We start from the raw sequence: 10,685 nt of genomic DNA, 5'->3' as shown, positions 1-10,685 counted from the left end.
ACCAACGGTCGACAGATCCAAGCCAGGACACACCGGTCTGCTCTCACGCGAGTCAAACCGCGGTCCGGGACAGCACGCCATCATCCTCACAGCTCTTCACGGTGCCCGTGGAACAGCCGAGGATCTCCGCGGTCTGCTCGACGGAGAGGTCCTCGTAGTAGCGCAGTACGACGCACGCCCGCTGACGCGGCCCGAGCGACTGTAGTGCGGCCAGTACCTCGTCCCGCTCGGCATGCCCCGCCGCGAAGTCGTCGTCCCCGACCTGGTCCGGTACGTCGGCGATCGTCACCTCCCGCCGCCACGGCCGGCGTTTCCCGTCGTACGCCGCGTTCACCACCATCCGGCGCGCGTAGGCGAACGGGTTACTCACCCGCCGTACTTTCGGCCAGGCCAGGTACAGCTTGTACAGCGCGTCCTGGACGATGTCGTCCGCCCGGTGTCGATCCCCGGACACCAGAAACGCCGTCCGCCGCAAGGCCACCCCCGCCCCTTCGACGAACTCGACGAACTCCCGGTCCCGCTCCACCATCCGAGCCTCCACTCTCCATCTCCCCCTCAAGACGGAAACCCCGAACGCCCAGGTTGCATCCAGCCAGGCGCACGAGCGGACTGAGGTCAACAGACGCGCTGCCGGGTCACCCGCCGCACTCCCACCGACTGCATTCGGGACTCAAACGAGTAGCTTCGCGGCCCCGTCGACCAGCGTCCTTGCGTTCCGGATCGCGGCCTTGGCCTTGGCGGCTCCGACATAGATCATGCCGTAGTGCGCGCCGTCCTTGATGTCGAGCAGTCGGCGGAGCGCCTGGGACAGTGTCTTGCCGTCGGGACCCGCCTGGGCGACCATCTGGATTGCCTGCCGATGGTCCTGGCCGCGCGATCGCTGACCGAGGGTGCCGCAGCATGCCGCATCGGCGGCGGCGATTCCGGCGAGCACGGCCAAGGCGGCCGCCACGTTGTCGTTGGCCAGTTCGTCGTCTTCGGCGCCGACGAGTTCGGCGACCTCGAGGAACGCCCGCGCCTGAGTGAGTCGGACGGCTGCCTGGGCTCGGTTGCACTCCTGGGCTCTGCCTGTCGGTGGGTTCATCGCGGCAGCACGTCCTGAACGATCCGGTTGCGCAGGTGGCGGAAGTCTTGCCCGTAGACCGTGAACGCATCGCGCAGCCAGTCGTCGACGATGGGCTCGCCGACGCGGAGATGATCAGTGAGTTCGCTCTCGCTGAGTTCGTAGATCTGCAGGTGATTGCCAGTCCATGCGAGGACCTGGTCGCCGAGTACGTCGACATCGGCGACCCAGCTGCCTGGCGGGTCGTCGGTGAATTGGTGAACGAGGAGCAGATCGACGTCGCTGTGAAGATCGCCGTCACCACGGGCCGTCGAGCCGAACACGCTCGCATGGACGGGCTGCTGCGGCCACTGCTCGATCACCTCGCCGATCCGCTGGAACAGTCGCTGCCGCAGCGCGGTCAGCTCCAGCACTGCGGCCGCAGCCAGGTGCTCGCGGTTCAGGGTGTACTGGACCGCGCTGCCGACCTCCGCTGCGGTCACCAGCCCAGTGCTGGCCAGGCGGCGCAGGACCTTGCGCGTCCCGGTCTCGCTCCCGCTGGCCGCCAACTGGTGGATCTTCCGGCCGGTAAGTGGCTTCGACGTGCGCGCCAGCACTGCCAGCACCGGACCATCGAGAGTCGGGATCACTGTGCTTATTGGCCGGGACATGTCCATTGCAACACTATAGTGCCGATACCAGCACTATTCTACCGATGTCGGCACTATGGTGTTTGTGCGGATCGCGCCTCAGCCGGAGAGGTGGGCGACGTTCTGCCAGGCGGGGTCGGGGGTGGTGGTGAGGGTTACCTTGCCGTGGGGCCAGCCGGTGGTGGCGGCTTGGAGTTGGGCGTCGGCGGGGGTGGTGCCGTCGACGTAGTAGTGCAGGATGCGGGTGCCGGCCGAGGTCTCATGGGCCAGCAGGTTGCCGGAGCCGCCCAGGCGGTCGGTGAGGTGGTCCTCGAACGCCCGGAGCTCGTCGAGCATCTCGGACTCGGGAAGCCCGTCCTCACGCACCACGGGATAGTGGATCGCGACAGCGACATGCGTATCGAGGTGCGGCCGCCGGATCGACCGCAACGGGTACTCGGCCGTCGCGATCACCCGCTGACCGTCGCGCGTACCCTCCAGCATCTTCCACGCCGGACTGCCGTCCTCGAGCGTGTGCTCGGCAGCAAACCCCGCCACCGCAGGCAGCAGTTCCATCACCGGTACGGCGTCGGCAGGCGCGGCGGGCAGCGTGTCGATCGCACCGACCCACGTCTCCACCATCTCCTCGCCGAGCACCAGGTCGAGGATCAGGAACGTGACCCGGCGCTGCACATCCACCGACAACGACGAGAAGACAGGATGGTGTACACCGACATGCACCGAAGCCGAATCCGGCTCGATCGACACCACCGACTCGTCGACCGCGACCGGCGGAAGCCCCTCGAACTGGATCGTCACCGCGGGCCCGGGCCGGCGCAGGTCGGCGTACTCCCAGACCTGGTCCGACGGCGGAGCGGCCCGCAGCCAGCGGCGAGCGACCGCGCGCTGCGCCGGGTTGCCGGCGGCGGTGACGATGAGCGCGTGCCGGGCGTGCAGCCCGGGGCCGAGCTCCCACTCCAGGTCCGGGTGGATGCGGGCGACCCGCTCGTTCAGTTCCGCGTTCGCGTCGGTCGGCTCCCGGCGGGCGATCGCGTCCGCGACACTCGTCGCGCCGGCGCTCGACCACCAGGACCAGAACGCGCCGATCGGATCGGCCTCCACGGCGTTCCGGCGACGACGCTTGAAGATGGGCATGGCCGCATCCTCTCCCAACCAGGGGTGCGACGATGGACACCGTCGGCAGCAACTGTCACCTGGGTGGGTTGAGGAGGAACACCGAGTGCTTCGGCGAATTCTGCTGGGCGTGTCCCGCAGCTCCCAGATCAAGAAGGCTGTGTCGTCGCTGCCGGTGTCCAGTGGCATCGTCTCGCGGTTCGTCGCCGGTGAGACGGCTCCGGAGGCCGTGCTGGCCACCGAGAAGCTGGTCAGCAACGGGCTGAACGTCACCCTCGACCACCTCGGTGAGAACGTCACCGACCGGGCCGCGGCGTCCGCAACCGCCAATGCGTACCTGGACCTGCTGCGGAAGCTCACCGCCGCCGGCCTGACGAAGAACGCCGAGGTCTCGGTGAAGCTGTCCGCCGTCGGCCAGGCGCTCCCGGGGGACGGCGAGAAGATCGCGCTGGAGAACGCGCGGACCATCTGCCTCGCCGCCCGCAACGCCGGAACGACGGTGACGCTGGACATGGAGGACCACACCACGACCGACTCCACGCTGGGGATCCTGCGCGAGCTGCGCCAGGACTTCCCGGAGACGGGTGCGGTCCTGCAGGCCTACCTCCGCCGTACCGAGTCCGACTGCCGCGACCTCGCGTACGCCGGCTCCCGCGTCCGCCTGTGCAAGGGCGCCTACAAGGAGCCCGAGTCGGTCGCCTTCCAGGAGAAGCGCCAGGTCGACAAGGGGTACGTCCGGGCGATGAAGGTCCTGATGAACGGCGACGGCTACCCGATGATCGCGTCGCACGACCCGCGGCTGATCGCGATCGCGGGCGCGCTGGCCGACCGCGCGAACCGCAAACCGGGCAGCTTCGAGTACCAGATGCTGTACGGCATCCGCCCCGAGGAGCAGCTCCGCCTGGCCGGTCTGGGCCACACGGTCCGCATCTACATCCCGTACGGCGAGGACTGGTACGGCTACCTCGTACGCCGCCTCGCCGAGCGCCCCGCCAACCTCCAGTTCTTCGCCCGCTCCTTGATCAGCAAGAAGTAACGCCGGCCCGGACGGCTAACCTGTGGAGCATGAGTAACAAGGTGGCCGTTCTCGGGGCCGGAGTGATGGGGGAGACGTTGCTGTCCGGGCTGATCAGGGCCGGGCGGCGACCGGAGGACCTCCTGATCACCGAGCGCCGGGAGGAACGCGCCGCCGAGCTGCGTGAGCGGTACGGCGTCGACGTCGTGTCCAATGTGGAGGCGGCGAAGCAGGCGGACACGCTCGTCCTGGTCGTGAAGCCGCAGGACATGGGCGATCTGCTCGCCGAGATCGCCCCAGCGGTGCAGCCGTCGCAGACTGTCGTCTCGCTCGCGGCCGGTATCACCACCGGGTTCGTCGAGTCGCGGCTGCCTGAAGGGGTTGCCGTCGTACGCGTCATGCCGAATACGCCGGCCCTGGTCGACGAGGGCATGGCGGCGATCTCCCGCGGCGCGCACTGCGACGAGAGCCACCTCGAGCTGGCCGAGAGCCTGCTCGCCGCGACCGGTCGCGTGATCCGGGTCCCGGAGAAGCAGCAGGACGCGGTGACGGCGATCTCCGGCTCAGGTCCGGCGTACCTCTTCTTCGTCGTCGAGGCGATGATCGAGGCCGGCGTCCACATGGGCCTGCCGCGCGGTACGGCGACCGAACTCGTCGTACAGACCGTGGTCGGATCCGCGAAGCTGCTGCGCGAGACCGGCGAGCACCCGACGGTACTGCGGGAGCGCGTGACGTCCCCGGGCGGTACGACGGCTGCCGCGGTCCGCGAACTCGAGGACCACAAGGTCCGCGCCGCGTTCCTGTCCGCGATCGAGGCCGCCCGCAACCGTTCGCGCGACCTGGCTGCCGAATAACACCTCTCGCACCGCTGGCGTTATGGTTGGGCGCCGAGGTTTCCTGCCATGTTCGAGGGATATGAGTCCGCCCATGGGTAATGGTTCGGTCGAGCCGGCGACAACGCCTGCGCAGCATCAGGATCGGCCTGCGCAGCATGAGGATCGGCCTGCGCGGCTTCAGGAACGCGAGGTGCCGCCGCTGCCGTGGCGCGTGCCGCTGGACCCGGCGCCGTGGTGGGCCTGGGCATTGTTCGTGCTGCCGTTCGTCGTCGTACCGGCGCTGAACTCGTGGCTGTGGATGGGTGCCCGCGACATGCTCGCGGTCGGTCTGCTGACGATCATCGGAGCGTCGGTCGTCCGCGTCGCCGGCGGCGTCGTGCTGTATCGCGTCGAGCTGTTCCCGAGCGGCCTGAAGGCCCGCACCAGCATGCTGATCCGCAGCCTCGCCTGGCAGGACGTCGGCAAGATCGAGGTCGGCGACGACAACGTCGTACTCACTCGCGGCCCGGACGAGCACGAGATCAACGGCATCCCCACGGACCGCACCGCCGAGGTCGCCGCCGTGATGGAGGTGCTGCGGGAGCAGTCCTTCGAGGTCAAGGTCCAGCGCCACCGCCCGCGCCCCGGCATCGGCACCCTCCTCGTCCTGCTCTACGTCGTCCTGTCCATCGGCGCCTTCCTGCTCCGCTGGCACATAGTCATCTGAGTCACCTGAGTCATCTGATCCACGGCCCTTCGCCCGCGATCCGGTCGACGGTCACCCTGGCGATCACGCCGGTGTCCCAGATCCCTTCTCCGAAGGGGAATTCGGGCAGCCCGAGGTAACGCTGCGTCTCGCGGTCCATCAACGCCTTGTACTCGCGGGGAATCCCCGGCCCCTCGAGTTTCGCCGTACCGCGGATTGTCAGGTACTGCGTGATGCCGCGCGAGCTCACCTGGTCGTCCTGGACCAGCAGCGTCACCCGTGGATCACGGAACAGGTTGCGGGTCTTGCGGTGCGGGGCCTGGAGCCCGATCAAGAGGTCGTCGCCGTCGCGTTCGACCCACACGAGCGATGCCTGCGGCGACCCGTCCGGGTCGATCGTGATGATCGTGACGTCCTTGGGCTCGTCGAAGATCCGATGAGTGCTCTCGGGAAGGTTCATGGAGCAGACGCTAGACAGCGCCGTGGGAACCTCTGAGTACCCTGAACGCTGTGCATGGTGTTGAACCTGGCGACGTCTTCCTGGCCGACTGCCCGGCCCGTCTCGCGGTCGAGGTGATCGCGGACAAGTGGGCCGTCGTCGTGCTGTGGGGCCTCAACGACCACGCCCGCCGGCACTCGGAGCTGATCGAGCTGATCGGCGGGATCTCGAAGAAGGTCCTCACCCAGACACTCCGCCGGCTGCAGGCGAACGGCCTGGTCACGCGGACCGACCACGGCGGCGTCCCGCCCCGCGTCGAATACGCCCTGACCGACCTCGGCCGCACCCTGATGGGCCCCATCCGAATGCTCACCGAATGGGCAGAACAGAACGGCGAGGCAGTCCTCGCCGCCCAAGAATCCCCGTAACCCCCATCTCCTCCTCCACCGCCCTCCTCCTCCTCTTCCTCCTGCGCCCTCCTCCTCCTCCGCCCATCTCTTCCTGGGGGCGAACGTAGGGTCGGGGCATGGACTTTTCTTTGTGGCCGGCGGCGTCACGGACCTGGCAGGGTGTGCTCGAAGGTGCTGAGTACGCCGAGCGGACCGGATGGCACGGCGTGTGGATCGCTGACCATTTCATGCAGAACGGGGACGACCTGAGCGTCCCGGTCAACGAGGTACTGGCGCTGATCGCGGGGGTCGTCGCGCGCACCGAGCGGGTTCGGGTCGGCTCGATGGTGCTCGGGAACACGTACCGGCACCCGGCCGTGGTCGCGAACGCGGCCGCGACGATCGACCAGATCGCGAACGGCCGGTTCGTGCTGGGAATCGGCGCCGGCTGGCAGGTCAATGAGCACGAGGCATACGGCATCGAGCTGCCGCCGATCGGCCCGCGCCTCAAGCGTTTCGAAGAGGCCTGCCAGGTGATCAAGAGCCTGCTCACCCAGGAGCGGACGACGTTCGACGGCAAGTACTACCAGCTCGCCGGCGCGCCCTGTGAACCGAAGCCGGCCCAGCTCCCGATCCTGATCGGCGCCGCGGGCGAAAAGGTTGCCCTCGGCATCGTCGCGAAGTACGCCGACGAGTGGAACCACTGGGGACGTCCGGAGCTGGCCGCGCACAAGGGCGAGGTCTTCGCGAAGCACTGCGAGCGCGTGGGGCGCGATCCGTCGACGGTACGGCGTTCCGCGCAGACGTTGCTGGAGGTCGTCGTACCGGGTGACACCGAGGCGATCGAGCGCAAGGAGCGCCTGGAGAGCCGGGGTGCGCACGTGATCATGGGGTCGGCGCAGGAGGTGCTCGACGTCGTCGCGCAGTACCCGGCGGCCGGGATCGACGAGCTGCTGGTGCCGGACGCGTTCCTCGGCGACGGCACCCGGCGCTTCGAGGCCTTGGAACGGTTGCGCGAAGAGGTTCTAGCGAAGCTCTAGGGTCGCGACCACGGGCCAGTGGTCGCTGGGCAGCCGCCCGTCCGGGCGGTAGTGCTCGACGGCCGCGTCGGTCACGGTCCACGTCGAGGTGACGAGGATGTGGTCGATGCGGTCGTCGTCGACGGCGCCGGTGAAGTCGTGCCAGCTGCCGCCTGCCTCGATCGGTACGGCGATCCGCAGACCGGAATCCACCAGCGTCTTCACCGGGGGAGAGTCCGGCCTCGCGTTCAGGTCGCCCATCACGATCCACGGGATCGATCCGCTGATCCAGCGCGCGATCAGCCGCGACGACTGCAGTTGCGCGACCTCGCCCGCGTGGTCGTAGTGCGCGTTGACGACGCCGACCGTCGTACCGTTGCGGTGCCGCAGCCAGACCAGGGTCGCGACCCGGGTCAGGTCGGCGTCCCACCCGATCGATCCCGGCGTCCCCGGGTCGTCGGACAGCCAGCGCGTCTCCTGCCGCTCGACCTTCCAGTCGCCGGGCCGGACCAGGACGGTCGCGTGCTCACCCGCGTTCATGCCGTCGTCCCGGCCGGCGCCGACGATCTCGTACTTCGGGAACCGCCAGCGCAGGTACTCGAGCTGGTCGGGCAGCACTTCCTGCAGCCCGACCACGTCTGCGTCCAGCTGTTCGATCGCCGCCACCGCCGCCTTCCGCCGTACCGGCCAGGCGTTGTCGCCGTCGGGTGCGGAGGAGTTGCGGAGGTTGAACGTGGCGGCGCGGATCTTCATGGAGCAGATCCTGCCAAACCCATCGCCCGAGTCGCCGCCTGGAGTCGCGGAGTGCTCGCCTCGAGCGCCCGGTCGCGCCCTTGGGCGAGCAGGTTCTCGATCGCTCCCGGGTCGGTCGTGAGTCGCGCGTACTCCTTCTGCAGCGGCTCGATGACGGCCAGGACCGCGTCGGCGACGTCCTGCTTCAGCGCGCCGTACGACGCATAGGCCTTCGCGAGCTCGACCGGGTCGCCGTCGGTGCACGCCGCGAGGATCTCCAGCAGGTTGGTGATCCCCGGCTTGTTCGTCTCGTCGTGCCGGACCTCGCTGTCCGAGTCCGTGACGGCGCGCATGATCTGGCGGCGGATCACGTCCGGCGGGTCGAGCAGCCGGATCGTCCCGATCGCGTCGTCGGCGTCCGACTTGCTCATCTTCGCGGTCGGGTTCTGCAGGTCCTTCACCCGCGTCGCCAGCGCCGCCTTGTTGAGCTGCGGTACGACGAACGTGTCGCCGTACTCGCGGTTGAACCGGATCGCGATGTCCCGGGCCAGCTCGACGTGCTGGTCCTGGTCGCCGCCGACCGGGACCCGTTCCGCGCCGTACAGCAGGATGTCCGCGGCCATCAGGCACGGGTACGTGAACAGGGAGGCCCGCGTCATCGGGCGGCCGTTGCCCTTCTCCTTGTACTGGATCATCCGCGACAGCTCACCGACGTACGACGTGCACTCCAGCAGGTATGCGAGCTGGGCGTGCGTGGGTACGTCGGACTGGATGAAGACCGTGCCCTCGGGGACACCGGCCGCGAGCATGAGCGTCGCGAACTCGCGGGTCAGCGTGGCGAGTCTTCGGGGATCGTGCTTGGTCGTCATCGCGTGCAGGTTCGCGACGAAGTAGAACCCGTCGGGGTCGGTGAACCGGCGCAGCGCGCCGAGGTAGTTGCCCAGCGTCAGACGGCCGGACGGGGTGATGCCGGAAAGCGAGGTCATGATCGTGCCCTTTCGGTGTGTGGAGCCCCACCGAGGACATGAAAAAGGCCGCCTCGGCGAGACGGCCTCATGGATGCGTGCGAACACGCCGGGTGGACCGCCCTAGGCGGCCCACCACAGCTGCAAGTTCGTGTTCACGCTCCGAGCATATCAGCGCTGCGTGAGGGATTGCACGATCAGCTCGTTGCGGGCGTCCTGACCCAGCGGCACCGTCGGGTGTACGCCGTCGCGCAGGTAGTTGAGCAGCCGGTACGGCTTGACCCAGAGCCACTCGGCCCAGCGGATGATCCGCAGGTTCGGGTACTTCTCCTGCTGGTCGTACAGCTGCATGTTGAGCCACGAGCTGTTGCGCTGGTCGGCGAGCTGCACGGTCGAGGTCACGCTCTTGCGGACGACCTGGATGTTGACCCAGTACAACGTCCGGTTCGGGCCGACGATGCTGATCGCCCGCGCGACCTGGGCCGCGAACTTCGGCGGGTCGAAGATGTCGTTGGAGCCGCTGGCCATCAGGATCCGCCGCGGCAGGCCGTACGTCGACGCCCACTGCTGCAACGCGTCGACCGCGCCGGACGTGGGCCGGCTGGACCAGTTGTGCACGGCCAGCGGACTGCCGTCGCGGCCCTGGAGCCGGATCGCCAGCGCTTTCCCGTCCTGGACGGAGATGCTGTCGCCGAACATGAAGACGCCGTTGACGTCCTTGGTGTGCTGGATCTGCTCCGGTGTGGAGATCGCGCGTTGGGCGCCGGCCCAGGAGCCGAGCACGCCGGAGCCGTACGGTCCGGTGGACGACGACGTCGTCACCGCGAACTCTGTCGACTCTGTGGACCCTGTGGCGGCGGATGCGGTCTCGGTTGAGGCGGCGACCGTGGCGGCAGCCGCAGCGGCGGCTCCTGCCGTGAAGATCTGCCGCCGGTTGGGTTTCATTTGCCTCACCGGAGAACTGTGGCTGCCGGCGCCCGTACTCGCAAGTCCGAATCTCACTGTCCGCAGTCGGCCGGCGGCACAATCGGGCCAGAAATTGCGGCTTTTCTGTCAGTCGCTGCAAATTCTGTAACGCTTTGCAGTCCGCCGCCGATGAATCGACTGTTGGTCCGCTGACGGGCCGGCGCGACCGGGGAGGGGTGTCGCGCCGCCCGTTTAGTTGTGCCCCGGCTCCGTCGAGCCGCCCGCCAACTCCTCGATCAACGGCCCGGCGACAGCCATCAGCTCGGCCGGTGACGCGTCCAGGCCGTCCAGCCGCACCAGGTGCCGCGAGATCACCAGCCCGAGAGTGAGCGCGCCGATCACCCCGGATCGCACCAATGCGTCGTCCCCGGACAACTGCGCTGCAACCTGCCGCTGTTGCGCTGTCATCGCGGCCCGAACCTCTTCAGCCGCTTCCGGATGGGTGAACATCGCGCGCAGTGCGGCGAGTGCCGCCGCCGGCTCGTCTGCGAGTTTCTCGGTCAGCGCGGCGATGAGTTGTTCCGCGATCTGCTCCGGTGAGCCCTCGATCGGACCGTCCGCGGGGATCGCGGCCGCCTGCGCGAACAGCTTCTCCTTCGAGCCGAAGTACCGCATCACGAGCCCGGGATCGCTGCCGGCCCGCGTCGCGATCGCGCGGATCGTTGTCCGCTCGAAGCCCTGCTCACCGAACAGTTGCCGGGCCGCAGTCAGGATCCGGGTCTCCGTGCGCCGCCGCTGTTCCACCCTGGTCGCCACGGCCCTCAGTCTACGCATGTTGACCCAACGCCGGATGCGGTCTACCTTTCAGTCAACACATGTAGACTGAATGAGAGA

14 protein-coding genes are annotated in these 10,685 nt (G+C 68.4%); 5 read left to right on the top strand and 9 right to left on the bottom strand.

The window, feature by feature from the left end:
* Positions 1-52 precede the first annotated feature (52 nt).
* From EV651_RS35735 to EV651_RS35720, 4 genes are all read right to left on the bottom strand, one after another.
* Entirely contained in the window at positions 53-529 is a 477-nt protein-coding gene (locus EV651_RS35735; RefSeq protein ID WP_133789676.1) for a SigE family RNA polymerase sigma factor, read from the bottom strand.
* Positions 530-670: 141 nt separating this feature from the next.
* Positions 671-1,084, bottom strand: a complete 414-nt coding sequence (locus EV651_RS35730) for a hypothetical protein (protein WP_133789675.1) — start codon at positions 1,082-1,084, stop codon at positions 671-673.
* On the bottom strand, positions 1,081-1,719 hold the full coding sequence (locus EV651_RS35725) for a nucleotidyltransferase domain-containing protein (protein WP_133789674.1): 639 nt from the start codon (positions 1,717-1,719) through the stop codon (positions 1,081-1,083). Before EV651_RS35725 ends, EV651_RS35730 begins: the two co-directional genes overlap by 4 nt.
* A gap of 72 nt (positions 1,720-1,791) precedes the next feature.
* On the bottom strand, positions 1,792-2,826 hold the full coding sequence (locus EV651_RS35720) for a DUF695 domain-containing protein (protein ID WP_133789673.1): 1,035 nt from the start codon (positions 2,824-2,826) through the stop codon (positions 1,792-1,794).
* A gap of 85 nt (positions 2,827-2,911) precedes the next feature.
* Here EV651_RS35720 and EV651_RS35715 point away from each other — a divergent pair, with 85 nt between their 5' ends.
* The 3 genes from EV651_RS35715 to EV651_RS35705 all read left to right on the top strand — a co-directional run bounded on the left by EV651_RS35715 (position 2,912) and on the right by EV651_RS35705 (position 5,362).
* The gene (locus EV651_RS35715) at positions 2,912-3,841 is read left to right on the top strand and encodes a proline dehydrogenase family protein (protein ID WP_133789672.1); all 930 of its coding nucleotides are present in this window, start codon (positions 2,912-2,914) and stop codon (positions 3,839-3,841) included.
* Positions 3,842-3,870: 29 nt separating this feature from the next.
* Complete coding sequence (proC, locus tag EV651_RS35710) at positions 3,871-4,674, top strand: pyrroline-5-carboxylate reductase (RefSeq protein ID WP_133789671.1); 804 nt, start codon at positions 3,871-3,873, stop codon at positions 4,672-4,674.
* A gap of 172 nt (positions 4,675-4,846) precedes the next feature.
* Complete coding sequence (locus tag EV651_RS35705; protein WP_238157404.1) at positions 4,847-5,362, top strand: hypothetical protein; 516 nt, start codon at positions 4,847-4,849, stop codon at positions 5,360-5,362.
* Positions 5,363-5,372: 10 nt separating this feature from the next.
* On the opposite strand, the gene EV651_RS35700 is transcribed toward EV651_RS35705, so the two are convergent.
* On the bottom strand, positions 5,373-5,801 hold the full coding sequence (locus tag EV651_RS35700; protein WP_133789669.1) for a TIGR03618 family F420-dependent PPOX class oxidoreductase: 429 nt from the start codon (positions 5,799-5,801) through the stop codon (positions 5,373-5,375).
* Between the two features lie 50 nt (positions 5,802-5,851).
* On the opposite strand from EV651_RS35700, the gene EV651_RS35695 reads away from it, so the two are divergent.
* Positions 5,852-6,208 (top strand): helix-turn-helix domain-containing protein, encoded by a 357-nt coding sequence (locus EV651_RS35695; RefSeq protein ID WP_133789668.1) that lies wholly within the window; start codon positions 5,852-5,854, stop codon positions 6,206-6,208.
* Between the two features lie 98 nt (positions 6,209-6,306).
* Entirely contained in the window at positions 6,307-7,209 is a 903-nt protein-coding gene (locus EV651_RS35690) for a TIGR03560 family F420-dependent LLM class oxidoreductase (RefSeq protein ID WP_133789667.1), read from the top strand.
* Here the strand turns inward: EV651_RS35690 and EV651_RS35685 are convergent.
* The 4 genes from EV651_RS35685 to EV651_RS35670 form a co-directional block, all read right to left on the bottom strand.
* A complete protein-coding gene (locus tag EV651_RS35685; RefSeq protein WP_133789666.1) occupies positions 7,195-7,941 on the bottom strand; it encodes an endonuclease/exonuclease/phosphatase family protein in 747 nt (248 codons plus the stop codon). The two genes, EV651_RS35690 and EV651_RS35685, sit on opposite strands and share 15 nt — an antisense overlap.
* Positions 7,938-8,906, bottom strand: a complete 969-nt coding sequence (gene trpS / locus EV651_RS35680; protein WP_133789665.1) for a tryptophan--tRNA ligase — start codon at positions 8,904-8,906, stop codon at positions 7,938-7,940. The genes EV651_RS35685 and trpS overlap by 4 nt, the downstream gene beginning before the upstream one ends.
* Positions 8,907-9,056: 150 nt before the next feature.
* Positions 9,057-9,830 carry a hypothetical protein gene (locus EV651_RS35675; protein ID WP_133789664.1) on the bottom strand — a complete coding sequence of 258 codons (774 nt, stop codon included), beginning with the start codon at positions 9,828-9,830 and terminating at the stop codon, positions 9,057-9,059.
* A 213-nt stretch (positions 9,831-10,043) separates the two neighbouring features.
* Positions 10,044-10,607 (bottom strand): TetR/AcrR family transcriptional regulator, encoded by a 564-nt coding sequence (locus EV651_RS35670; RefSeq protein ID WP_202870658.1) that lies wholly within the window; start codon positions 10,605-10,607, stop codon positions 10,044-10,046.
* Positions 10,608-10,685: the final 78 nt, after the last annotated feature.

Source organism: Kribbella sp. VKM Ac-2571 (assembly GCF_004362255.1).
Lineage (GTDB): Bacteria > Actinomycetota > Actinomycetes > Propionibacteriales > Kribbellaceae > Kribbella > Kribbella pratensis.
Note: the sequence above shows the minus strand (reverse complement) of the source record. Positions and strands in the feature narration are given on the sequence as shown.

Excerpts from the sequence above, each read along its gene's own strand:
- proC (WP_133789671.1), top strand. The coding sequence starts at position 3,871 with ATGAGTAACAAGGTGGCCGTTCTCGGGGCCGGAGTGATGGGGGAGACG.
- trpS (WP_133789665.1), bottom strand. The coding sequence starts at position 8,906 with ATGACCTCGCTTTCCGGCATCACCCCGTCCGGCCGTCTGACGCTGGGC.
- EV651_RS35690 (WP_133789667.1), top strand. The coding sequence starts at position 6,307 with ATGGACTTTTCTTTGTGGCCGGCGGCGTCACGGACCTGGCAGGGTGTG.
- EV651_RS35685 (WP_133789666.1), bottom strand. The coding sequence starts at position 7,941 with ATGAAGATCCGCGCCGCCACGTTCAACCTCCGCAACTCCTCCGCACCC.
- EV651_RS35730 (WP_133789675.1), bottom strand. The coding sequence starts at position 1,084 with ATGAACCCACCGACAGGCAGAGCCCAGGAGTGCAACCGAGCCCAGGCA.
- EV651_RS35700 (WP_133789669.1), bottom strand. The coding sequence starts at position 5,801 with ATGAACCTTCCCGAGAGCACTCATCGGATCTTCGACGAGCCCAAGGAC.
- EV651_RS35735 (WP_133789676.1), bottom strand. The coding sequence starts at position 529 with ATGGTGGAGCGGGACCGGGAGTTCGTCGAGTTCGTCGAAGGGGCGGGG.
- EV651_RS35725 (WP_133789674.1), bottom strand. The coding sequence starts at position 1,719 with ATGGACATGTCCCGGCCAATAAGCACAGTGATCCCGACTCTCGATGGT.
- EV651_RS35675 (WP_133789664.1), bottom strand. The coding sequence starts at position 9,830 with ATGAAACCCAACCGGCGGCAGATCTTCACGGCAGGAGCCGCCGCTGCG.
- EV651_RS35720 (WP_133789673.1), bottom strand. The coding sequence starts at position 2,826 with ATGCCCATCTTCAAGCGTCGTCGCCGGAACGCCGTGGAGGCCGATCCG.